We start from the raw sequence: 21,736 nt of genomic DNA, 5'->3' as shown, positions 1-21,736 counted from the left end.
GCTTCCTGGATGCTCGCTACATCTTTCCGGGCGAGGACCACTATCGCACCGGCCCGGCCACCCCCGGCGGCCGAGGGGTCAGCTGCCGGCGATGAGCACGGCACCGAGCACGATCATGGTGGCGGCGACCAGGCCGTCCAGGACACGCCAGGCGGCGGGCCTGGCCAGGAAACGGCCGAGCACGCGGGCACCGAAGCCGAGGGCGGTGAACCAGCAGAGGCTGGCCAGCACGGCGCCGAGGCCGAAGGTCCAGCGCAGCGGACCGTGGTCGGCCGCGACGGAGCCCAGCAGGAACACGGTGTCGAGGTAGACGTGCGGGTTGAGCCAGGTCATCGCCAGGCAGGTGAGCACGGCCCGGCGCACCGATCCGGTCGCGTCCCCCTCGGCCCGCAGCGCGTCCCCGTCCGGCCGGAACACCCGGCGGGCGGCCAGGACGCCGTAGCACAGCAGGAAGGCGCCGCCGATCCAGCCGACCGCCGTGAGGGCGCCCGGCCACTTCACCACCACCGCGCCGACACCACCGACGCCGAGCGCGATGAGTGCCGCGTCGGACAGGGCGCAGATCCCGACGACGGCGAGGACGGCCTGGCGTCGGATCCCCTGCCGCAGGACGAACGCGTTCTGTGCGCCGATGGCGACGATGAGGGACAGTCCGGTGCCGAAACCGGCTGCGCCGGCGGTGAAGGTGCTGGTCATGACGTCGACGCTACGGAGGCCTCCACCTACGGGTCCAGCTAAAGATTCTTATGCATCATTAGCTGACATGATGATGCCATGATGATGACGGATCTCCCGCTGGACCAGGTGCGTACCCTGCTCGCCGTAGTCGACGAGGGGACGTTCGACGCCGCGGCGGCCGCGCTGCACGTGACGCCGTCGGCCATCAGCCAGCGTGTGAAGGCGCTGGAGCAGCGCACGGGGCGGGTCCTGCTGCTGCGGACCAAGCCGGTGCGGCCGACCGAGTCGGGCGAGGTCCTGGTGCGGCTGGCCCGCCAGGTGGCCCGGCTGGAGCACGACGCCCACGCGGAGCTCGGGCTGAGCGGTGCCGGGGAGCCGACCCGGGTGTCGGTGGCGGTGAACGCCGACTCGCTGGCCACGTGGTTCCTCCCGGTGCTCACCCGCGTACCGGAGGAGCTGCGGCTCTATTTCGAGCTGCGCCGCGAGGACGAGGACCACACGGCGGCGCTGTTGCGGGAGGGCGCGGTGATGGCGGCGGTGACCTCGTCGCCGGATCCCGTCCCGGGCTGCTCCGTGCGGTCGCTCGGCCGGATGCGCTATGTGCCCGTGGCCGCGCCGGACTTCGCCGCGCGCCACCTCGACGGGCCCCTGGCGCAGGCGCTCGGTGAGGTGCCCGTGGTGGTCTTCGACCGGCGCGACGACTTCCAGGACGGCTTCGTGCGCGGGCTCACCCGGGGGCGCGGCGGCGCGAGCGCGCTGCGCCACTACGTGCCGACCTCGGAGGGCTTCGTCGAGGCCGTCGCCGCCGGGCTGGGCTGGGGCCTGGTGCCGGAGCCCCAGGCGGACCCCCTGCTGCGCGACGGCCGGCTCGTGGGCATCGCCCCGCGCCGCACGGTCGACGTGCCGCTGTACTGGCAGCAGTGGAAGCTCGACTCGCCGGCGCTCGCCCAGGTGGCGGAGACGGTGACGGCGACCGCGGCGCAGGCGCTGCGGCCCTGAGCCCTCCATCCCGCAAGGCCGTCGGCCGGGCCGCCGCGTTGTTCAGCAGCAGGGCCCTGACCTCAGTCCCGCGAGACCTCCGGCCGGGCCGCCGCACTATCCGGCAGCAGGACGCTGAGATCTCAGTCCCCCAGTGCCCCCAGCCTGGCCGCCGCGCTGTCCAGCAGCATCTCCAGGGCCGTCGGGTAGGCGCTGTCGAGCATGCGGGTGGCGAGCAGCGGTGCCGCTTCGGCGATGCGGGGGTGGGTGGCGGCGGGCAGGTGGGCATACGTGGAGCGCCACATGTCCTCGTCGGCGTGCAGCGAGTCGCTGGGCAGGGCCAGCGAGGCGGCGTCCAGCGCGGCGAAGGCCAGGGTCTGGTCGATGAAGGCGTGGTAGATGCGCACGGTGTCGGGCAGCGGGAAACCGGCCGTGCGCAGCACGTCCAGGACGGCCTCGTCGGCGGCCAGCTCATGGGCCCGGCCCGTGACGCGGTTCGTGGTCAGCAGGGCGGCCTGCGGATGGGCGAGATACGCGGCGTGGATGCGCAGCCCGAAGGACCTGAGGTCCGCCCGCCACTCCCCCGTGCGCCGCCAGCCACGAAGCGCCTGGCCGATGAGCGCGTCGCCGATGGCCAGGGTGAGCTCGTCCATGCCGCGGAAATACCGGTAGAGCGTGCTCGGGTCGGCGTCCAGGGCCAGGCCGAGCCGACGGGCTGTCAGTCCCGCGCTGCCGTGTTCGCGCAGCATGCGCAGCGCGGTCTCGACGATCAGCTCCTCGGACAGCACGGTGCCGCTCTTGGTGGGCCTGCGCCGACGGCGTTTGTCCTCCGGCACCACGGGCTTGGGCACGACGGGCTCCCTCCTTATGCCAACGCCATTGACCTTATGTGACAGGGCGGCGTTTCATCTCTCCAAGGGCGTGTCACGTTCTTCGCAAATAGGGAGTTTCTGTCATGCGTGTACTGCTCGTGGGAGCCGGTGGAGTGGGCGGCGCCATCACCCGGATCGCGACCCGGCGGCCGTTCTTCGAGGCCATGGTGGTGGCCGACTACGACCCGGACCGCGCCGCGGCGGCGGTCGCGGCGCTCGGCGACGACGCGCGCTTCACGGCGGAACAGGTCGACGCGAGCGACGAGAGTGCCGTCGCGCGCCTGCTCGCCCGGCACCGCTGCGACGTCCTCCTCAACGCCACCGACCCCCGCTTCGTGATGCCCCTGTTCCGCGCGGCCCGGTCCGCGGGCGCCACCTACCTCGACATGGCGATGTCGCTGTCCCGCCCGCACGCCGACCGGCCGTACGAGGAGTGTGGGGTCAAGCTCGGCGACGAGCAGTTCGCGCAGGCCGCGGACTGGGAGAAGGAGGGGCTGCTGGCCCTCGTCGGGATGGGGGTGGAGCCGGGTCTGTCGGACGTGTTCGCACGGTACGCCGCCGACGAACTCTTGGACGAGATCGAGGAGATCGGCATCCGCGACGGCGCGAACCTGGCCGTCGACGGCTACGACTTCGCGCCCTCGTTCAGCATCTGGACCACCATCGAGGAGTGCCTCAACCCGCCGGTCGTCTACGAGGACGGGAAGGGCTGGTTCACCACCGAGCCGTTCAGCGAGCCCGAGGTCTTCGACTTCCCCGAGGGCATCGGCCCGGTCGAGTGCGTGAACGTGGAGCACGAGGAGGTGCTGCTCGTCCCGCGCTGGGTAGACGCCCGCCGGGTGACCTTCAAGTACGGCCTGGGCCGGGAGTTCGTCGAGACCTTGCGGACCCTGCACCTGCTGGGCCTGGACCGCACCGACCCGGTGACCGTGCCCGGGCCGGACGGACCGGTGAAGGTCTCGCCCCGGGACGTGGTCGCCGCGTGCCTGCCCGACCCCGCGACGCTGGGCGAGCGGATGCACGGCAAGACGTGTGCGGGGACCTGGGTGCGGGGCGTGAAGGACGGTGAGCCGCGCGAGGTGTACCTCTACCACGTGGTCGACAACCAGTGGTCCATGACCGAGTACGGCTCCCAGGCCGTGGTGTGGCAGACGGCGGTCAACCCCGTCGTAGCGCTCGAACTCCTCGCTACGGGCGCCTGGTCCGGGGCCGGCGTACTCGGCCCGGAGGCCTTCCCCGCCCGGCCGTTCCTGGACCTGCTGACGGACTACGGCTCCCCCTGGGGCATGCGGGAGCAGTGAACGACTGTCCTGGAACGCCCTGTTTCACCTGGCATCGACAGGTCACCCGAAAGAGAGTAAGCATCCGAGAGAGCACGTTTCTACTGCGATGCAGGTGACTTCGATGGACAACTGGCGAGACCACGCTGCCTGTCGGCACGAGGACCCCGAGCTCTTCTTTCCGATCGGTACCTCCGGCCCGGCCCTGTTGCAGACCGAGCAGGCCAAGGCCGTGTGCCGACGGCGCTGCCCCGTGCAGGAGCAGTGCCTCCAATGGGCCCTGGACACCGGGCAGTCCATCGGCGTGTGGGGCGGGACGAGCGAGAACGAACGGCGTGCGCTGAAGCGCCGCACGGCCGCCCGCCGCCGCTCCGGCTGACACCGCCCACCACCCCTGGGTGTCCTGGTGCCGCAGCGGGCGACGTTCACCACTCCTTGACGGTGAACGCCGCCCGCCGCGGCACCGGGCCCTTTCGTGTGCCCGCCAAGGCCCGCGACATCTCCGAACGACGGACTCTAGCTGCGTCGCAGCGGCCCCCAGGGATGTTCCTGCCGGGCCACCTCCGCCTTCGCCTCGTCGATCACCCGCTGGTCGAGCCGGCACATCGGGCGGACGTCGATGACCAGCGGTTCGTTGTCGGGCCCGCGGGCGATCTCCTTGCCGGTGAGCACCCAGGGGTGCACTCCCGGCCCCTTGTCGTGCGGAAGGTGCGCGTAGTCGTGCAGGCGGCGGGCCACCCAGACCCGCACCGGCCGGCCCTCCCACCACTCCTCGACGCCGAGCGGGCTGGCGGACAGCCCCGGCAGGGGCACGCCCGTCAGGTCATCGGTGCTGGACACCTCGCGGAGATCGGTCTCCGGGCCGCGCGACCAGCGGACGTACAGGCCCCGGTGCCGTTCGACGAGCCCGGCGAGTTCGTCGAGTGACCGTACGACCCGCAGATCGTCCTGTGCACTCATGCCATGACCTCCTTCCTCGACGTGGTCAGGCGGACGGAGTACCCGCCCGGCACGAGCGGAACCGGCCGTTCGGTACCGGGCGGTGCGGACGCCAGGGCGGGGTTAGGCTCGCGGCACACCCGTACCGCCACGGAGAGGAGACGACCATGAGCGTGCGCGTGCGCCGTGTCTACGATCCCGCCGAGCCGGAGGACGGTGCGCGGGTCCTGGTGGACCGGCTGTGGCCGCGCGGCCTGGCCAAGGACGCGGCGCGGGTGGACGAGTGGCCGAAGGCGCTCACCCCCTCGACGGAGCTGCGCCGCTGGTATCACGCCGGTGAGGGCACGTACGAGGAGTTCGCCGAGCGGTACGAGGCGGAGCTCGCCGCCGACGAGGCCGCCGAGGCGCTCGACAGCGTGCGCGATCTGGTCCGCAGGGGCGACGTGACCCTGCTGACCGCGTCCAAGACGCCCGAGCAGAGCCACGCCACCGTGCTGGCCCGCCTCCTCGAATCCTGAGGGGAGCGGACCAACCCCTTCACGTCAGGCGGTCTGCTTGGCGGCCGCCCGCCCCGCCGCCCGGCCCGAGAAGAGGCAGCCACCGAGGAAAGTGCCCTCCAGGGCGTTGTAGCCGTGGACGCCGCCGCCGCCGAATCCGGCGACCTCGCCGGCCGCGTACAGTCCGTCGATCGGCTTGCCGTCGGTCCCGAGTGCCCGCGAGTCGAGGTCGGTCTGGATGCCGCCGAGGGTCTTGCGGGTGAGGACGTGCAGCTTGACGCCGATCAGCGGTCCGGCCGCCGGGTCGAGGATGCGATGCGGGGTGGCGACCCGGCCGAGGCGGTCGCCGATGTAGCGGCGGGCGTTGCGGATGCCCTGTACCTGCGCGTCCTTGGTGTAGGGGTTGGCGATCTGCAGGTCGCGGGCCTCGATCTGGCGCTTGATCACGGCCGCGTCGAGGAGCGGCTCGTCGGTGAGTTCGTTCATCTTCGCGACGAGCTGTTCGACGCTGCCCGCGGTCACGAAGTCGGCGCCCTTGCGCAGGAACGCGTCGACCGGTCCGGGCGCGCCCTTGCCGAGGATGCGTTCCTTGAGGAATCCGGCGCGGTCCTTGGCGGTGATGTCGGGATTCTGCTCGGAGCCCGACAGCGCGAACTCCTTCTCGATGATCTTCTGCGTGAGGATGAACCAGGAGTGGTCGAACCCGGCGATGTCCTCGGTGGTGCGCAGGTGCTTCAGGGTGCCCAGGGTGTCGTAGCCGGGCAGGTACGGCCCGGGCAGGCGGCGGCCGAGGGCGTCGAACCACATCGAGGACGGTCCGGGCAGGATGCGGATGCCGTGGCCGGGCCAGATCGGGTCCCAGTTCTGCAGGCCCTCGGTGTAGTGCCACATGCGGTCGCGGTTGACCAGCCGGACGCCCGCCTCGGCGCTGATGTCGAGCATCCGTCCGTCGACATGGGCGGGGACGCCGGTGACCATCTCGCGCGGCGGGGTGCCGAGGCGTTCCGGCCAGTAGCGGCGCACGATGTCGTGGTTCGCGCCGATGCCGCCGCTGGTGACGATGACGGCCTGGGCGGTCAGTTCGAACGCGCCGATCGCCTCGCGGCTGGAGGCGACGCCCCGCGGTGCGCAGTCCTCGGCCAGGAGCGTGCCGCGCACGCCCCGGGCGGAGCCGTCCTCGACGACGAGCGCGTCGACTCGGTGGCGGTGGTGGAAGGTGAGCAGTCCGTCGCGGGCGGCCTGCTTGGCGTACCGCACGAACGGTTCCACGACGCCGGTGCCGGTGCCCCAGGCGACGTGGAAGCGGGGCACGCTGTTGCCGTGCCCGTGCGCGGTGAGGTCGCCGCGTTCGGCCCAGCCGACGGTGGGCAGGAACGTGATGCCGTGCCCGTCGAGCCAGGACCGCTTCTCCCCCGCCGCGAACTCGACGTAGGCGCGGGCCCAGCGCACGGCCCAGGAGTCCTCGTCCTCCAGCCGGTCGAAGCCGGCGCTGCCCCGCCAGTCGCTCCAGGCGAGGTCGAAGGAGTCCTTGACGCCCAGGCGCCGCTGCTCCGGCGAGCCGACGAGGAACAGCCCGCCGAAGGACCAGAAGGCCTGGCCGCCGAGGTTGCCCGCGTTCTCCTGGTCGACGAGGGCGACCCGCCGGCCCTTGCTGGTCAGTTCGTGCGCCGCGACCAGGCCGGCGAGACCCGCTCCGACGACGATGACATCGGCATCCATGGCGACCGTTCCCTTCCTCAGTGCTTCGTGTGATCGGGGGTGCCGCTGCCGTCGGTCAGCAGGGCCGTGAGCAGTTGCTTCAGCCAGACGCGGGCGTGCTCGAGGTCCCGGTCCAGCAGCAGTTGCGTGGTGACACCGTCGTACGCGGCGACGACGGCGTGGGCGGCGTCGTCGATGTCGCCCAGCACGGCGGGCAGTGCGGTGTGCCCGCGGGCCCGGCCGAGCCGGTCGGCGATGGCCCGCCGCAGTCGCGCCCGGTGTTCGAGCAGGCTGCGCGCCACCTCCGGGTCCCTGGCGGCGTGTACGAGGAAGTCCGTCTTCACCAGGAGCCAGTCGCGGTCGAGGAGCAGCACGTCGGTGACGCGGTCCACGGCGGCGGGCACGTCGAGGTCGGGCCCGTCGAGGGCGAGGGCTCCGGAGACCTGCGCGGCGATCACGTCGGCCCGCTCCTGGTAGAGGGCGAAGAACAGCTCGTCGAGGCTGGAGAAGTTGGAGTAGAAGGCACCCCTGCTGTAGCCGGCGGCCTCGCAGACCTCCTCGATCGAGACGTGGCCGAATCCCTTGGCCGCGAACACGGAGAACGCCGCCCCGAGGAGGTTGGCGCGGGTGTGCACCCGGCGCCTGGTCACGCGTCCGGTGGTTCCGTCGGCCGCCATGCCCTGCCCTCCCACCGATACCTTCGATGCCTTCGGCCATTTCGATACAGGACTGTATTGGATACATCAACGTATCGAAAGAGCGATCTCTCCATGGAACACATTTTCGATTCCGAGGTACGCTGGTGGTATGCACCTCCAGGGCTCCCTCTTCGACCAGGCCGATGAGCTGCGGCTCGGTCCTCTGGACGGGATCAGGCGGACGGACCTCGGCCTGGGCGCCTGGCTCGACGTGCTTCCCGGGTGGCTCAGCGGCTCGGACGAACTGTTCGAACGGCTGGCGGCCGAGGTCCCGTGGCGGGCCGAGCGACGCACGATGTACGACCACGTGGTCGACGTCCCGCGCCTGCTCGCCTTCTACGGCGTGGACGATCCGCTGCCGCACCCGGTGCTGGCGCAGGCGAGGGACGCGCTGAGCGCCCACTACGGCGAGGAGCTGGGCGAGCCGTTCACCACGGCCGGGCTCTGCTACTACCGCGACGGCCGGGACAGTGTGGCCTGGCACGGTGACCGGATCGGGCGCGGTGCGCGCGAGGACACCATGGTCGCGATCCTGTCGGTGGGAGCGCCCAGGGACCTGCTGCTGCGCCCGGTGCGGGGCGGCCACGAAACCGTGCGCCGTCCGCTGGGCCACGGCGACCTGGTGGTGATGGGCGGTTCCTGCCAGCGCACCTGGGAGCACGCGATCCCCAAGAGCACCCGGGCCACGGGGCCGCGCATCAGCATCCAGTTCCGCCCGCACGGCGTGCGCTGACGGCGGACCGAACAACCGCGCAGCACGACCCCCTTGGGGCGGACCCGGCGATTGCGAACGCCACCGCGTCTGCTTTCCTTCTCCCGTCGGGCCGGTAGCGGAAACCACACGGGGGCAGGGCGATCATGCGGGCGGACGTACAGCACGTCGCGGAGGGCACCTATCTGGTGCACGGCTCCAACACCAACTGGGTGATCCTCACCGAGGGGGACGCCGTGACGCTGGTCGACACCGGGTATCCGGGTGACCGGGAGCAGGTCCTCGCGTCACTCGCCGAGGTGGGCGGCTCCCCGGAGGCGGTCGCGGCCGTGCTGATCACCCACGCCCACAACGACCACCTGGGCTCCGCCGAGTACCTGCGCAGCACCTACGGCACGCCGGTGTACCTGCACGAGGCCGAAGTGCCGCACGCCCGGCGCGACTTCCTGCACCAGGTGTCCCTCGGGACAGTGCTGGGCAACGGCTGGCGACCGGGCGTGCTCCCCTGGGCGGTGCACGCGCTGCGCTCAGGCGGCACGACCCACAACCCGGTCCTGGCCCCCGAGCCGTTCCCGCGGGCCGGCGCCCTGGACCTGCCCGGGCGGCCGGTGCCGGTGCACACACCGGGTCACACCGACGGGCACTGCGCCTACCACCTGCCCGGCACCGGCGCGCTGATCTCCGGGGACGCCCTGGTCAGCGGGCACCCCACGGCACGCATCGAGGGGCCGCAGCTGCTGCCGGACATGTTCCACCACGAGCGGCCGCGGGCCCTGGCCTCGCTGGACGTCCTGGCCGAACTGGAGGGCGAGCTGCTGCTCCCCGGGCACGGACCGGTCCACCGCGGGCCGGTGCGGGACGCCGCCCTCCGGGCCCGGGAACGGGCCCTCTAATCTGATGTGACGATCGGCGGCGAGACAAGGACACCCGGCCCATGGCACTGCAGATCAGCGCGACCAACCCGGAGCACCCCGCGCTCCTGCTCGAACTGCCATGGGACGTGCCTCTGGAGGAGTGGCCCGAGGAGTACCTGGTGCCGCTGCCGCGCGGCATCTCCCGGCACGTGGTGCGCTACTCCCGGGCGGGCGACGAGGTGATCGCCGTCAAGGAGCTGGCGGAGCGCCCGGCGTTGCGCGAGTACGACATGCTGCGGGACCTGGACCGGCTCGGCATCCCGTCGGTGGACCCGCTGGCCGTGGTCACCGGCCGCACCGACCCGAGCGGCGTCCCGTTGGAGAGCGTCCTGGTCACCCGGCACCTGGGCGGCTCGATGCCGTACCGCTCGATGTTCGAGACGACCATGCGCCCGGCCACCATGCACCGGCTCATGGACGCGCTCGCCGTGCTGCTGGTGCGGCTGCACCTGGCCGGGTTCGCCTGGGGCGACTGCTCGCTGTCCAACACCCTCTTCCGGCGCGACGCGGGCGCCTACGCCGCGTACCTGGTGGACGCCGAGACCGGTGACCTGCATCCGCAGCTCAGCACGGGACAGCGCGAGTACGACCTCGACCTCGCCCGGGTGAACATCAGCGGGGAGCTGCTGGACCTGGAGGCGTCCGGGGCGCTGCACCCGTCGGTGGACCCGATCGAGTTCGGCATGGAGATCTGCGCCCGCTACCGCAGCCTGTGGGACGAGCTGACCCGGGCCTCCGTCTACCCGGCGGGCAAGTACCACTACATAGAACGCCGGATCCGCCGCCTGAACGACCTCGGGTTCGACGTCGCGGAGATGCAGATCGAGCACGCCTCGAACGGCGACACGGTCAGCTTCGTGCCCAAGGTCGTCGACGCGGGCCACCACCAGCGGCAGTTGCTGCGTCTGACCGGGCTGGACACGGAGGAGAACCAGGCCCGGCGGCTGCTGAACGACCTGGAGAGCTGGATGGCGACCCAGGACGACTACGCGCCCGGCGACCCCCTGGGAGCACGCCCCGAGGTCCTCGCCCACCGCTGGGTCCGCGAGGTCTTCCGGCCGACCGTGCGGGCCGTGCCGCTCGAACTGCGCGGCGCGATGGACCCGGCCGAGATCTACCACCAGCTCCTCGAACACCGCTGGTACCTGTCCGAGCGGGCCCAGCACGACATCGGCCTCGACGCGGTGGTCGAGGACTACATCGAGAACATCCTGCCCAAAGCCAGGAAGACGCTGCAGCCGACGACGGAGTGAGGGGCCGTGGCCCTCACACGGGCGGCACCACCGCCACCGGGCAGTCGGCGTGGTGCAGCATCCCGTGCGCCACCGAGCCGATGCGCGCCCCGACGGCCGTGCGGTGCGCCCGGCGGCCGACGACCATCAGCTGGGCCGTCCCGGCCACCGACAGCAGCACCTGACTCGCGCTGCCCATCTCCACGTGCTCCTCGACCGGTACGTCGGGGAAGCGCTCCCGCAGCGGACGGACCGCGGCGGCCAGGCTCTTCTGCTCGTACGGCTCCAGTCCCCCGGCCTCGTCCAGGAGCTTCAGCGACCCCGGGCTGTAGGCGAAGACCGGCGGCAGGCTCCAGGCCCGTACGACCCGCACGGTCGCTCCCCGCGCGGCGGCCGTCTCGAAGGCGAAGCGAAGCGCTTCGGCGCTGTCCTCCGGGTCCCCCTGCTGGCCCACCACGATCTCCCGCCCGGCCGCCTCGGACGAGGGCTGGTCGCCGGCCCGGACCAGCACCACGGGCCGGACGGCCTCGGCGACCACCTGCTGGCCGATGGAGCCGAGCAGGAACCCGACGACGCGGCCGTGTCCGCGCGAGCCGAGCACCAGCATCTCGGCGTCGGCCGCGGCGGCGACCAGGGTGTCGGCCGCCGCAGCCTCGATGACATCGGTGGTCACCGCGAGATCCGGGTGCTGTGCGGTGACGGTCCCGACGGCCTCGGTCACCGCGCCGTGGACCCACTCGGCCTGGCTGTCCGCGTCCCCGGCGACCGCTGTCTCGATCAGCTCCGGCGTCTGGACCCGCCAGGCGTGCACCACACGCAGCGGCCGGTCGCGCCGGACGGCCTCCCGCGCCGCCCAGGCGAGGGCCGCGAGGCTCTCCTGCGATCCGTCGACCCCTGCGGTGATCGGGCGTGTCATCCGGCTGCCTCCCTGGGAGTGGTCACTGTGCCGCCCAGTCTTCACCACCGCCGCCGGTGCCCGCGCCCGTCGTCGCCGATCTCCTTATCGGAGCGCCGCGCGGCGATCGAACATACGATGGGCAAAGGTCGGCGCGGTGCCCCGGGGACGCCGTGCCGTGAGTCGACCGCCCGGTGTGGGGGACGTATGGCACAGGCCGCCGATTCGGCGCGGACCGTCATCATGACCGTGGACGACGACCCGGGTGTCTCCCGGGCCGTGGCCCGGGACCTGCGGCGGCGGTACGGCGCGTCGTACCGGATCGTGCGGGCGGAGTCCGGCGCGTCCGCGCTGGACGCGCTGCGAGAGCTGAAGCTGCGCGGTGATCTCGTGGCCGTGATCCTGGCCGACTACCGGATGCCGCAGATGAACGGCATCGAGTTCCTCGAACAGGCCCTCGACGTCTACCCGGGCGCGCGGCGCGTACTGCTCACCGCGTACGCGGACACGAACGCCGCGATCGACGCGATCAACGTCGTCGACCTCGACCACTATCTGCTCAAGCCGTGGGACCCGCCCGAGGAGAAGCTGTACCCGGTCCTCGACGATCTGCTCCAGGCGTGGCGGTCCAGCGACTTCCGGCCCGTGCCCAGCACCAAGGTCGTGGGACACCGCTGGTCGTCGCGTTCCTCGGACGTGCGGGAGTTCCTGGCCCGCAACCAGGTGCCCTACCGCTGGTACTCCTCCGACGAGCCGGAGGGGCGGCGGCTGCTGGCCGCGGCGGGCGAGGACGGGCTGCGGCTGCCGGTGGTGATCACGCCGGACGGGACACCGCTGGTCGAGCCGGAAGCCGTCGACCTCGCCGCCCGCGTGGGGCTGGCGACGGCCCCGACGGCCGACTTCTACGACCTGGTCGTCATCGGCGGCGGCCCCGCCGGGCTCGGCGCGGCCGTCTACGGCGCCTCCGAGGGTTTGCGGACCGTGCTGGTGGAGCGGTCGGCGACCGGCGGGCAGGCGGGACAGAGCTCGCGCATCGAGAACTACCTCGGCTTCCCCGACGGCGTGTCGGGGGCGCAGCTCACCGACCGGGCCCGGCGGCAGGCGACGAAGTTCGGCGCCGAGATCCTCACCGCGCGCGAGGTGACGGCGCTGGAGGTCAACGGCGCCGCCCGGGTCGTACGCTTCTCCGACGGCTCGGCGGTCGCTGCGCACAGCGTGATCCTGGCGACCGGGGTGTCCTACCGTCAGCTGGCGGCGCCCGGGTGCGAGGAACTGACCGGCTGCGGGGTGTACTACGGATCGGCCCTCACCGAGGCGCCCTCCTGCCAGGACCAGGACGTGTACATCGTCGGCGGCGCCAACTCCGCGGGGCAGGCAGCGATGTACCTGTCCCGGGGCGCCAAGTCGGTGACGCTGCTGGTGCGCGGCGAGTCACTGACGGCGTCGATGTCGCACTATCTGGTCCGGCAGATCGAGGAGTCGCCCAACATCCAGGTCCGGGCCCGCACGGTCGTCGAGTCCGCGCACGGCGACGGCCGGCTGGAGCGGCTGACCCTGCGGGACGTGGACAGCGGGCAGACCGAACAGGTCGACGCGCAGTGGGTGTTCGTGTTCATCGGCGCCGCCCCGCTGACCGGCTGGCTGGACGGGACGGTGCTGCGGGACGAGCGCGGGTTCATCCTGGCCGGGCCCGACCTGAGCGCCGACGGCCGGCCCCCGGAGGGCTGGGAGCTGGACCGGCCGCCGTACCACCTGGAGACCAATGTGCCCGGCGTGTTCGTGGCGGGCGACGCCCGCTCGGAGTCCGCGAAGCGGGTCGCGTCCGCCGTCGGAGAGGGAGCCATGGCCGTGATGCTCGTCCACCGGTATCTGGAGCAGTCGTGAGCGGGCAGGCGGTGCCCTGCAACCCGCAGGAGATCGGGGCGCTGTTCCTGTTCGAGAAGCTCACGCCCGAGCAGCTCGGCAGGCTGTGCAGCGAGGGGCGGGTGGAGCGGTTCGAGCCCGGGCCGGTGTACACCGAGGGCGAGCCCGCGACCTGCTTCTACGTGATGCTCGAAGGCACGGTCGTGCTGTACCGCCGGGTCGGCGGGGACGACGTGGAGGTGACCCGGACCTCGCAGCGCGGGGTGTACGCGGGGTCCATGCAGGCGTACCTGGGCGACCGGGTGCGGCAGGTCTACAACAACTCCATGCGTGTCACGGAGCCGACGCGCTTCTTCGTGCTGCCCGCCGACACCTTCGCGGGCATCATGCAGGAGTGGTTCCCGATGGCGGTGCATCTGCTGGAGGGGCTGTTCTTCGGCTCGAAGAGCACCCAGCGGGCCATCGGGCAGCGCGAACGGCTGCTGGCGCTGGGCTCGTTGTCCGCGGGGCTCACGCACGAGCTGAACAACCCCGCCGCTGCGGCCGTGCGGGCGACGGCGACCCTGCGGGAGCGGGTGGGCAAGATGCGCCACAAGCTGGCGGTCATCGCGCAGGGTTCGTACTCGCCCGAGGTCATGGCGAACCTCATCGACATCCAGGAGCGCACGGCCGAGCGGGTCGCCAAGGCACCCACGCTCAGTCCGCTGGAGGCGTCCGACCGGGAGGACGCCGTGACCGACTGGCTGGACGACCGGGGCATCGAGGAGGGCTGGCGGATCGCGCCGACCTTCGTCCAGGCCGGCCTCGACGTGGACTGGCTGGACCAGGTCGCGGCGGCGGTGGACGAGGACATCCTGCCGAGCGCGATCGGATGGCTCAACTACACCGTCGAGACCGAGCTGCTGATGGACGAGATCAACGACTCGACCGCCCGCATCTCGCATCTCGTCGACGCGGCGAAGCAGTACTCGCAGCTCGACCGCGCGCCCTTCCAGAACGCCGACGTGCACGAACTCCTCGATTCCACCCTGCTGATGCTGTCCGGCAAGATCGGCAAGCGGATCGAGGTCGTCAAGGACTACGACCGTACGCTGCCGAAGATCCCCGCGTATCCCGCGGAGCTCAACCAGGTGTGGACGAACCTCATCGACAACGCGGTCGCGGCGATGAACGGTGCGGGCGGGGACGGGACGCTGACCGTGCGGACGGCGGCGGAACACGACCGGCTGCTGGTGGAGTTCCGCGACACGGGCGTCGGCATCCCGGCCGAGGACCGGGAGCGGATCTTCGATCCCTTCTTCACCACCAAACCGGTGGGCGAGGGGACCGGACTGGGGCTCGACATCTCCTGGCGGATCGTGGTCAACAAGCACCACGGCACCATCCGGGTGGAGTCGGAGCCCGGGGACACACGGTTCCAGGTACTGCTGCCGCTGACAGCGGTCGAGGAGGAGTCTGCATGAGTGGCGAGAACGGCATCGACCCGGCAGCGCGGCCCAGCGGCAGCGGGTGCGCCGAGTGCGACGCGGCCGGGGGATGGTGGTTCCATCTGCGGCGGTGCGCGCAGTGCGGGCACGTGGGGTGTTGTGACAGTTCGCCGGCGAAGCACGCGACGGGGCATTTCCGGGAGACCGGGCATCCGTTCGTGCAGAGCTTCGAGCCGGGTGAGGACTGGTACTGGAACTATGAGACGAACGAGTTGTACGAGGGTGGGCCGGAGCTGGCGGAGCCGGCGAGCCATCCGGTCGACCAGCCGACACCGGGGCCGGCGGGGCGGGTGCCCGCTGACTGGGCGAAGGTTCTGCGCTCCTGAGAGATCGGGGCTTTCGGACGCACGGCGGCCGCGTCTCGTCGGTGGTCGATCGCGCCACGCGGCGGAGCCGCACCCTGTGCACGTCTCACGCCCCTGAAAGAAAGTTGGTTCTGTGCAGCAGGCGTCATCGGCCACGCCCGTCGTCGGGCGGAGCGGCGAACTGACGCGCCTCTCCGGCGTACTGGAGCGTGCGCGCGGCGGTGAGGCCAGGGCCGTGCTGATCGCCGGGGACGCCGGGGTCGGCAAGACCCGGGTGCTCGACGAGGTGGGGAGGCAGGCCGCCGCGACGGGCATGACCGTACTCACGGGACACTGTGTGGATCTCGGTGACGTCGGGCTGCCCTACCTCCCGTTCACCGAGATCCTCGGGGTGCTGGCCTCCGATGAGAGGTTCGCCGGTGCTCTCGCCGGACATCCCGTGGTCGAGCGGCTGCTGGGGGCCGGGACCGGCTCCGTGCGGGACGTGGACGGACGGTTGCGGCTGTTCGAGGGCATGGCGGGGCTGCTGGCCGAGGTCGCGGAGGTCACGCCGCTGCTGCTCGTGCTGGAGGACCTGCACTGGGCGGATCAGTCGTCGCGGGATCTGCTGCGGTTCCTGCTGGGCCGGGGCGTGCTCCGGCACCGGCTGGCGGTGTTCGCCTCGTACCGGGCCGACGACCTGCACCGCCGGCATCCGCTGCGGCCACTGCTGGCGGAGCTGGTACGACTGCCGGTCGTCGAGCGAATGGAACTGCGGCCGCTGGCCGATCCCGATGTGGACCGGCTGGTGCGGGCCCTGGAGCCGCGGCCGCTGCCGGACGCCACGGTGCGGCGGATCGTGGAGCGGGCCGAGGGGAACGCCTTCTACGCGGAGGAGTTGCTCGCCGCCACCGACACCGAGTCGGGTGGTGTGCCCAGTGGACTCGCCGAGGTGCTGCTGATCCGTTTCGAGCAGCTCTCCGAGACGGCGCAGCAGGTGCTGCGGACCGCTTCCGTCGCCGGGCGCCGGGTGGAGCACGACCTGCTGCGGGATGCGGCCGGGCTGCCGGAGGCGGAGCTGGAGTCGGCGCTGCGGGAGGCGGTGGGCCGGCAGTTGCTCGTGGCCGGCGAGGGGGACACGTACTCGTTCCGGCACGCGCTCGCCCGCGAGGCCGTCTACTCCGATCTGCTGCCCGGGGAGCGGGCGAGGCTGCACGGCGCGTTCGCACGGCTGCTCGCCGGGCGCGGGCGGGCCGAGAGCGCCGCCGAGCGTGCCCACCACTACCGCGAGAGCCACGATCTCCCCGAGGCGCTGGCCGCGTCGCTGGAGGCCGCCGATCACGCCCGGCGGGTCGGGGCGCCGGCCGAGGAACAACGGCACCTCGAAGCGGCCCTCGACCTGTGGTCGGCCGTCGGACCCGGGACCCGGCCCCCGGGCGTCGAACGGGTGACGCTGATGCTGCGTGCGTCGGCGGCGGCCGCGCACGCAGGGGAACTGCACCGGGCGGTCTCCCTCGCCCGGTCCGCGCTGGCCGGACTCGGGCAGGACGCCGAGTCCGAACTCGCCGCGCGCGTCCGCTACACCCTCGCCGGGAACCTGCTGAGCGTGGACAGCCTGGCGGCGGCGTTCGCGTACAGCAGCGAAGCCCTGGCGATGATCCCGGAGGAACCGCCGTCCCCGACGTGGGTGTGGGCGGCGGCCACGCATGTCCTGGCGGCACGCCACGTCGGGGAGAACGAGACCGCGCTCCAGGTCGCCCGCCGGGCCCTGGCGGTGGCGGAGCGGCTGCGGGTCACCGACGCCCAGGCGGATCTGCTGATCTCCCTGGCCGTTTTCGACGGCGAGGGGCGGCGCGGCCCGGAGGGCCGACGGCTGCTGGTCGAAGCCCGGGAGCTGGCCCGGAGTTCGGGCAACGCGCCCGTGGAGCTGCGCGCCCTGTTCAACCTGGCCATGGGCTGCTACGAGTCCGGTGCCCTGGCGGAGTGCGTGCCCTGGCTGACGGAGGGCCTGGACCGGGCCCGGCGCGCCGGGCTGCTGTCGTCGACGTACCCGCTGGAGATGCGTTACCTGCGGCTGTTGGTGCTGAACGTGCTGGGCCGCTGGGACGAGTGTCTGCGCGCGGCGGCGGCCGACGCCGACGTGCTGCCCGCCGCTGGCGGGTACACGATGGGTCCCGCGCTGTACGTGACGCTCGCGCGCGGTGACTTCGCGGCGGCCGACCGCGCCCGTGCCCTGCTGGAGGGGCCGTTCGACTGGATGGCCACCGTCGTCGCGGGCATCGTGCTCACCGACGCGGCGGCGCTGCGCCGCGATCCCGAGGACGCGGTGCGGTGGATGCGGGCGACGGCCTCGAGCCTCGTCGACGAGTCGGGCACCCGCCCGGACGTCACGGTGCGGCTGGCCGCGCTGGCGCTGTCGGCGGTGGCCGACGCGGCGGCCGGACTGCGGTCGGCCGGTGACGAGGCCGGAGCCCGGCGCTGGACGGACACCGCGACCGAACTGGTGGAAGCGGCACGGACGACGGCCACCCGCGACGACGGCACACCCCAGGGCCCCGAGGGGCAGGCGTGGCTGGCCCGGGCGGAGGCCGAGTGGATCAGGGCCACGTCGGGGCCGGACGCGGCCGCCTGGGCAAGGGTGGTGACGGCGTTCGGCTACGGCGACGTCTACGAGCGGGCGCGGTGCCGGCTGCGGTACGCCGAGGCCCTGGTGGCGGACGGGCGGCGCGCGGAGGCGGCGTCCGAGGCCCGGGCGGTGCGCGAGACCGCGGACCGCCTCGGCGCCGTGCCGCTGCGTGAACAGGTGGACGACCTGATCCGTCGCGGCCGGTTGTCGGACAGGCCCGGCAGCGACGACCGGGCCGCCGTCCTCACCGCGCGGGAGCAGGACGTGCTGCGGCTGCTCGCCCTCGGCCGCAGCAACCGGCAGATCGGCGAGGAGCTGTTCATCAGCGGCAAGACCGCCAGCGTCCACGTCTCCAACATCCTCGCCAAGGTGGGCGCGTCGAGCCGCGGCGAGGCCGTGGCGATCGCCTACCGCGAGGGCCTGATCGCCCCGGAGCCGACGACGTCCGGCTGACCGCCCGGGCAGCCGCCCGAGGTGCCCTGCGGCCAAGGCCCCGTCGGCCGGCCCCTGTCGGGCCACGGGGCGTGGGGCGCGTCCGGGGCGGAGGCCTCGCGCAGGGCGGGCCGACGCCCTTCAGACCGGCCGAACACCAGCCGGCCACGTCACCAACCTGTCCGGAAAGCACACCTAGCCGGCCGCGCAGTCGAGGCTGTCCAGGTCGACGGCGTCGGCCATCGCCCGCATGCCCTGGTCGTCGGGGTGCAGATGGTCGCCGCCGTCGAAGGCGGGACGGATCCGCTCGGGGTCGTCGGGGCTGCGCAGGACACGGTCGAAGTCGGCGACCGCGTCGAACTCACCGCTGTCGCGGACGAAGGCGTTGACCTGCCGCCGCACCGCTTCCCCGGCGGGGTCCCACTCCTGCCAGCCCTTGTAGGGGGCGATGGTGGCGCCGACGACGCACTTGCCGGCCGCGTGCGCCCGGTCGATCAGCCTGCGGTATCCGGCTATCAGCCCGGCACCGGTGGCGCCGGGTTCGGCCTTGATGTCGTTGACGCCCTGGAAGAGGAACACCGTACGCACGCCAGGCAGCGAGAGCGCGTCGCGCTGCGCGCGGTTCAGGGCGCTCTGACCGGGGCCGTCGAGGAGGACCTTGTTCCCGGCGATGCCCGCGTTGGCCACCCCTTCGACCCGGGTGCCGGTGGACTCACGCAGGCGGCGGGCCAGGAAGTCGGGCCAGCGCCGGTCCCGGTCGACGGTGGAATGCCAGCCGTCGGTGATGGAGTCACCGAGAGCGGCCACGGCGCCCGTCCTCTCATGCGGCCGTACGGTGACGGCGTCGAGATAGAACCAGGAGCCCGTCCGCTGCTTCCAGTGGGCCGCGCTTTCCTCCGCCGCGTGGTCGCCGACGGTCCGGTAGGACGTCTGCATCGCAAGCCAGTGTCCGGTGAGGGCGCCGCCCGCCCGGGGCACGTACATGCTGACGGCGAGGGTGCGCCCGGCCGGAACGCGGCCGGGCAGCGGGTCGCTGTAGATCATGCCGCCGGCGGGGACCGTGACGGAGCGGGCGCCGTCGAAGGTCAGGCGCCTGTTGCTGCCGGGGACGAGTGCGGCACCTGCCCGCCGCAGGCCCGCGTGGACGTTGGAGAACGTCACCGGCTTGTCGCCGAAGGCGTTGGACAGCCGCACCCTGAGGCCGCTGCCGCCCACGCTGGTGCGCACCATCATCCGGTAACCGCGCCCGTCAGCCGCCTCGCCCACGTGGCCGGCGGACGAGGCCCAGGTGACCACACTGGGCCCGGCGGTCCTCGGGGCGCTGGGCGGCGGGCTGGGCCGGCCGGCCTGGGGAACCGTGCCGGTCCCGCAGCCCAGCGCGACGGAGCAGGTGAGAGCGGCCAGGGCGGCTCGGCAGCGGGGGCGGGCGGTGCGGGGCATCGTCGGCGCTCCTTCGGCCGGTCGGGGCGGGTGCGGGCGGAGGTCGTCCCGGCGTACACACCGTAGTGGTGCGGTCGGCAACACTGTGCAGGCGGCCCTCACTGTGCCGGTGGCCTCGACGGGCGTGCTCCTCGGCGAGCGTGCCGTCCCTCACGGCCGGTGCCGTGGCAATGGGCCGTGGGCGGGCGAAGCGGCCTCCCGCCTGATCTTGGCGGAGGGAAACGCTCCGGGCGAGGATGCCGGTATGAAGGGTGACCTCTTTTCCAGTGAGCACATGGTGCAGCCGGCCGTAGCGCCGGGCATGACGGTCGAGAACGCCAAGTGCGTCCGGTACACGGTGAACGGGGAGATGCTCGCCCGGCAGGGAGCGATGATCTCCTACCGCGGCAACCTCCAGTTCGAGCGCAGGGGACAGGGCGTGGGCGGCATGCTCAAACGCGCGGTCACCGGGGAGGGCCTGCCGTTGATGGCGGTGCGAGGGCAGGGCGAGGCCTGGTTCGCGCACGAGGCACAGAACTGTTTCATCGTCGATGTCGAACCCGGTGACGAGTTCACGGTCAACGGCCGCAACGTCCTGTGTTTCGACGCGACGTTGTCGTACCGCATCGCCACCGTGAAGGGCGCCGGCATCACCGGCGGCGGCCTGTTCAACAGCGTCTTCACCGGGCACGGCAAGCTGGGCCTGGTGTGCGAGGGCAACCCGCTCGTCATCCCGGTCGCACCGCAGTCCCCGGTGTACGTGGACACCGACGCGATCGTCGGCTGGACCGCGGGACTGCAGACCTCGCTGCACCGCTCCCAGTCCATCGGGTCGATGCTGCGGGGTGGCTCGGGCGAGGCGGTGCAACTGATGCTCCAGGGCGAGGGGTACGTCGTCGTCCGGCCGAGCGAGGCGACACCGCACAGAGCGGGCCAGCACTGAACACCCATCAGGTGATCTGCGCCTCACAGGCAACCCGGTCCGTTCCGCCGACGTCTTGATCGGCAACAGGTGAGCCCTGGCCCTTGCGGCCGGGGCAGATTCGCACCCTTCTATACACACCATGTATACGCGCTGTGTATAGATGGTGTGCATACGGACCGAGAGGCATCGATGTACGGCAAGGCATTCGCTCCGGAATACCAGGGCGCGCTCACCAGTCTGTCCGTCAACTCCTCCCTGACCGACGTCCTGGCCGCCGGTACCGAGCAGTTGAGAGCGGCCGAGCGCGCCGGACAGCCCGGGGAGGCGGCGCGTTCCGGACTCGCGGTGGCCGAGGCACATCGCAGGCTGGGCCGGGTCGAGGACGCGGAGAGGGCCTGGAAGGCGAGCTACCGCTCGGCCCGGCAGGCCGGGGACGTCGGGGCGATGGCCTGGGCGTTGTGGAGCGGCGGCACGCTGGCCCGGCAGCGCGGCGCGCTCCGGCTGGCCCGCAGGCTGCTCCAGCTGGCCGCCGACCTCGGCGAACACGGCGGGGACATCGTCGTCCGCGGCTACTCGCTGGCCGGCCTGGCCGAGACCGGCCGCATCCAGGGCGACTACGAGGCCGTCGGCAGACTGCACGAGCAGTTGCTCGCCGAGGCCCGGCGGCGCGGGGAGGCCCGGCACACGGTGTGGGCGCTGGAGGGCATCGCGCAGATGCACCGCAACACCGGCCGCTACGACTCGGCGTACGCGCTGTTCGAGGAGGCCGCCGAGATCGCCGCCCGCGCCGACGACCGCCGTGGCCACGCCTGGGCGCTGCGCGGGCTGGCCGATGTGGTGTCGGTGCGCGACCAGGACACCGAGCGGGCCCTGGAGCTGCTGAGCGAGGCGGAGACGGCGTGCCGCGCGATGCGGCTGTCCAGCGCGCTGGCCTACAACCACAAGATGCGGGGCAACGTCCTGTACCGGGCGGGGCGTTACGAGCAGGCGCGCACACTGTACGAGCAGGCACTCGCGGAGTTCCGCGAGATGAGCGAGCCGCGCGGTGAGGCACTCTCGCGGCTGGGACTCGCCAAGTCCCTGGCCCGCCTGGGCCGCGACCGTGACGAGACAGCGGCCGAACTGGCCGACCTGGCGGACCTGCTGGAGCGCATCGGCCTGCAGCACGCCCGCCGGATGGTGGCCCGGGCCCACGAAGAACTCGGCATACCGTCGACCGGGCAGACGATGGGGGCGTCCCTGTGACGGCGCTGCCGACGACGATGGGGACAGCGGGGACAGCCCGGCAGAACGCCACGGCGGCACCG

General features: G+C 72.4%; 20 protein-coding genes. 13 read left to right on the top strand and 7 right to left on the bottom strand.

Features of this window, described 5'->3' with window-relative positions; all coding sequences use genetic code 11:
- Nucleotides 1-78: 78 nt before the first annotated feature.
- Complete coding sequence (locus AB0B29_RS27040) at nt 79-696, bottom strand: LysE/ArgO family amino acid transporter (RefSeq protein WP_362244061.1); 618 nt, start codon at nt 694-696, stop codon at nt 79-81.
- Between the two features lie 81 nt (nt 697-777).
- Here AB0B29_RS27040 and AB0B29_RS27035 point away from each other — a divergent pair, with 81 nt between their 5' ends.
- Entirely contained in the window at nt 778-1,677 is a 900-nt protein-coding gene (locus AB0B29_RS27035; RefSeq protein ID WP_362244099.1) for a LysR family transcriptional regulator ArgP, read from the top strand.
- A gap of 122 nt (nt 1,678-1,799) precedes the next feature.
- On the opposite strand, the gene AB0B29_RS27030 is transcribed toward AB0B29_RS27035, so the two are convergent.
- Nucleotides 1,800-2,507 (bottom strand): TetR/AcrR family transcriptional regulator, encoded by a 708-nt coding sequence (locus tag AB0B29_RS27030; protein ID WP_362244060.1) that lies wholly within the window; start codon nt 2,505-2,507, stop codon nt 1,800-1,802.
- Between the two features lie 104 nt (nt 2,508-2,611).
- On the opposite strand from AB0B29_RS27030, the gene AB0B29_RS27025 reads away from it, so the two are divergent.
- Nucleotides 2,612-3,829, top strand: a complete 1,218-nt coding sequence (locus tag AB0B29_RS27025) for a saccharopine dehydrogenase family protein (protein ID WP_362244059.1) — start codon at nt 2,612-2,614, stop codon at nt 3,827-3,829.
- Between the two features lie 103 nt (nt 3,830-3,932).
- The gene (locus AB0B29_RS27020; protein WP_030844076.1) at nt 3,933-4,187 is read left to right on the top strand and encodes a WhiB family transcriptional regulator; all 255 of its coding nucleotides are present in this window, start codon (nt 3,933-3,935) and stop codon (nt 4,185-4,187) included.
- 137 nt (nt 4,188-4,324) lie between these two features.
- Here the strand turns inward: AB0B29_RS27020 and AB0B29_RS27015 are convergent, their stop codons facing one another.
- A complete protein-coding gene (locus tag AB0B29_RS27015; protein WP_362244058.1) occupies nt 4,325-4,768 on the bottom strand; it encodes a DUF6098 family protein in 444 nt (147 codons plus the stop codon).
- A gap of 146 nt (nt 4,769-4,914) precedes the next feature.
- On the opposite strand from AB0B29_RS27015, the gene AB0B29_RS27010 reads away from it, so the two are divergent.
- Entirely contained in the window at nt 4,915-5,265 is a 351-nt protein-coding gene (locus AB0B29_RS27010) for a DUF488 domain-containing protein (RefSeq protein WP_362244057.1), read from the top strand.
- Between the two features lie 24 nt (nt 5,266-5,289).
- Here the strand turns inward: AB0B29_RS27010 and AB0B29_RS27005 are convergent, their stop codons facing one another.
- The gene (locus tag AB0B29_RS27005) at nt 5,290-6,963 is read right to left on the bottom strand and encodes an FAD-binding dehydrogenase (protein WP_362244056.1); all 1,674 of its coding nucleotides are present in this window, start codon (nt 6,961-6,963) and stop codon (nt 5,290-5,292) included.
- Between the two features lie 17 nt (nt 6,964-6,980).
- The gene (locus tag AB0B29_RS27000) at nt 6,981-7,619 is read right to left on the bottom strand and encodes a TetR/AcrR family transcriptional regulator (RefSeq protein ID WP_362244055.1); all 639 of its coding nucleotides are present in this window, start codon (nt 7,617-7,619) and stop codon (nt 6,981-6,983) included.
- A gap of 130 nt (nt 7,620-7,749) precedes the next feature.
- Here AB0B29_RS27000 and AB0B29_RS26995 point away from each other — a divergent pair, with 130 nt between their 5' ends.
- The 3 genes from AB0B29_RS26995 to AB0B29_RS26985 all read left to right on the top strand — a co-directional run bounded on the left by AB0B29_RS26995 (nt 7,750) and on the right by AB0B29_RS26985 (nt 10,519).
- Nucleotides 7,750-8,373: an alpha-ketoglutarate-dependent dioxygenase AlkB family protein gene (locus tag AB0B29_RS26995; RefSeq protein WP_362244054.1), complete on the top strand. Its 624-nt coding sequence runs from the start codon at nt 7,750-7,752 to the stop codon at nt 8,371-8,373.
- 125 nt (nt 8,374-8,498) lie between these two features.
- The gene (locus AB0B29_RS26990; protein WP_362244053.1) at nt 8,499-9,245 is read left to right on the top strand and encodes an MBL fold metallo-hydrolase; all 747 of its coding nucleotides are present in this window, start codon (nt 8,499-8,501) and stop codon (nt 9,243-9,245) included.
- Between the two features lie 41 nt (nt 9,246-9,286).
- A complete protein-coding gene (locus AB0B29_RS26985) occupies nt 9,287-10,519 on the top strand; it encodes a DUF4032 domain-containing protein (RefSeq protein WP_362244052.1) in 1,233 nt (410 codons plus the stop codon).
- Between the two features lie 13 nt (nt 10,520-10,532).
- Here the strand turns inward: AB0B29_RS26985 and AB0B29_RS26980 are convergent, their stop codons facing one another.
- Nucleotides 10,533-11,414: a universal stress protein gene (locus AB0B29_RS26980; RefSeq protein WP_362244051.1), complete on the bottom strand. Its 882-nt coding sequence runs from the start codon at nt 11,412-11,414 to the stop codon at nt 10,533-10,535.
- A 186-nt stretch (nt 11,415-11,600) separates the two neighbouring features.
- Between AB0B29_RS26980 and AB0B29_RS26975 the strand changes: the two genes are divergently transcribed.
- The 4 genes from AB0B29_RS26975 to AB0B29_RS26960 all read left to right on the top strand — a co-directional run bounded on the left by AB0B29_RS26975 (nt 11,601) and on the right by AB0B29_RS26960 (nt 18,106).
- On the top strand, nt 11,601-13,277 hold the full coding sequence (locus AB0B29_RS26975) for an FAD-dependent oxidoreductase (RefSeq protein WP_362244050.1): 1,677 nt from the start codon (nt 11,601-11,603) through the stop codon (nt 13,275-13,277).
- The gene (locus tag AB0B29_RS26970) at nt 13,274-14,719 is read left to right on the top strand and encodes an ATP-binding protein (RefSeq protein WP_362244049.1); all 1,446 of its coding nucleotides are present in this window, start codon (nt 13,274-13,276) and stop codon (nt 14,717-14,719) included. The genes AB0B29_RS26975 and AB0B29_RS26970 overlap by 4 nt, the downstream gene beginning before the upstream one ends.
- On the top strand, nt 14,716-15,069 hold the full coding sequence (locus AB0B29_RS26965) for a UBP-type zinc finger domain-containing protein (RefSeq protein ID WP_362244048.1): 354 nt from the start codon (nt 14,716-14,718) through the stop codon (nt 15,067-15,069). The genes AB0B29_RS26970 and AB0B29_RS26965 overlap by 4 nt, the downstream gene beginning before the upstream one ends.
- Nucleotides 15,070-15,181: 112 nt before the next feature.
- Entirely contained in the window at nt 15,182-18,106 is a 2,925-nt protein-coding gene (locus AB0B29_RS26960; protein ID WP_362244047.1) for a helix-turn-helix transcriptional regulator, read from the top strand.
- Between the two features lie 174 nt (nt 18,107-18,280).
- Here AB0B29_RS26960 and AB0B29_RS26955 read toward each other — a convergent pair whose 3' ends face one another.
- Nucleotides 18,281-19,525 (bottom strand): SGNH/GDSL hydrolase family protein, encoded by a 1,245-nt coding sequence (locus AB0B29_RS26955; RefSeq protein WP_362244046.1) that lies wholly within the window; start codon nt 19,523-19,525, stop codon nt 18,281-18,283.
- A gap of 244 nt (nt 19,526-19,769) precedes the next feature.
- Between AB0B29_RS26955 and AB0B29_RS26950 the strand changes: the two genes are divergently transcribed.
- The gene (locus AB0B29_RS26950; RefSeq protein ID WP_362244045.1) at nt 19,770-20,447 is read left to right on the top strand and encodes an AIM24 family protein; all 678 of its coding nucleotides are present in this window, start codon (nt 19,770-19,772) and stop codon (nt 20,445-20,447) included.
- A 171-nt stretch (nt 20,448-20,618) separates the two neighbouring features.
- The gene (locus tag AB0B29_RS26945) at nt 20,619-21,674 is read left to right on the top strand and encodes a tetratricopeptide repeat protein (protein WP_362244044.1); all 1,056 of its coding nucleotides are present in this window, start codon (nt 20,619-20,621) and stop codon (nt 21,672-21,674) included.
- Nucleotides 21,675-21,736: the final 62 nt, after the last annotated feature.

Origin of the sequence: Streptomyces tibetensis, assembly GCF_040647715.1 — a bacterium.
In the GTDB taxonomy this organism is placed as follows: Bacteria; Actinomycetota; Actinomycetes; order Streptomycetales; family Streptomycetaceae; genus Streptomyces; species Streptomyces tibetensis_A.
This window is presented reverse-complemented; position numbering and strand designations above follow the sequence as displayed.

Coding starts and splice junctions, on each gene's coding strand:
- AB0B29_RS27040 (WP_362244061.1), bottom strand. CDS start 696: ATGACCAGCACCTTCACCGCCGGCGCAGCCGGTTTCGGCACCGGACTG.
- AB0B29_RS27035 (WP_362244099.1), top strand. CDS start 778: ATGATGACGGATCTCCCGCTGGACCAGGTGCGTACCCTGCTCGCCGTA.
- AB0B29_RS27025 (WP_362244059.1), top strand. CDS start 2,612: ATGCGTGTACTGCTCGTGGGAGCCGGTGGAGTGGGCGGCGCCATCACC.
- AB0B29_RS27020 (WP_030844076.1), top strand. CDS start 3,933: ATGGACAACTGGCGAGACCACGCTGCCTGTCGGCACGAGGACCCCGAG.
- AB0B29_RS27015 (WP_362244058.1), bottom strand. CDS start 4,768: ATGAGTGCACAGGACGATCTGCGGGTCGTACGGTCACTCGACGAACTC.
- AB0B29_RS27010 (WP_362244057.1), top strand. CDS start 4,915: ATGAGCGTGCGCGTGCGCCGTGTCTACGATCCCGCCGAGCCGGAGGAC.
- AB0B29_RS27005 (WP_362244056.1), bottom strand. CDS start 6,963: ATGGATGCCGATGTCATCGTCGTCGGAGCGGGTCTCGCCGGCCTGGTC.
- AB0B29_RS27000 (WP_362244055.1), bottom strand. CDS start 7,619: ATGGCGGCCGACGGAACCACCGGACGCGTGACCAGGCGCCGGGTGCAC.
- AB0B29_RS26995 (WP_362244054.1), top strand. CDS start 7,750: ATGCACCTCCAGGGCTCCCTCTTCGACCAGGCCGATGAGCTGCGGCTC.
- AB0B29_RS26990 (WP_362244053.1), top strand. CDS start 8,499: ATGCGGGCGGACGTACAGCACGTCGCGGAGGGCACCTATCTGGTGCAC.
- AB0B29_RS26985 (WP_362244052.1), top strand. CDS start 9,287: ATGGCACTGCAGATCAGCGCGACCAACCCGGAGCACCCCGCGCTCCTG.
- AB0B29_RS26980 (WP_362244051.1), bottom strand. CDS start 11,414: ATGACACGCCCGATCACCGCAGGGGTCGACGGATCGCAGGAGAGCCTC.
- AB0B29_RS26975 (WP_362244050.1), top strand. CDS start 11,601: ATGGCACAGGCCGCCGATTCGGCGCGGACCGTCATCATGACCGTGGAC.
- AB0B29_RS26965 (WP_362244048.1), top strand. CDS start 14,716: ATGAGTGGCGAGAACGGCATCGACCCGGCAGCGCGGCCCAGCGGCAGC.
- AB0B29_RS26955 (WP_362244046.1), bottom strand. CDS start 19,525: ATGCCCCGCACCGCCCGCCCCCGCTGCCGAGCCGCCCTGGCCGCTCTC.
- AB0B29_RS26950 (WP_362244045.1), top strand. CDS start 19,770: ATGAAGGGTGACCTCTTTTCCAGTGAGCACATGGTGCAGCCGGCCGTA.
- AB0B29_RS26945 (WP_362244044.1), top strand. CDS start 20,619: ATGTACGGCAAGGCATTCGCTCCGGAATACCAGGGCGCGCTCACCAGT.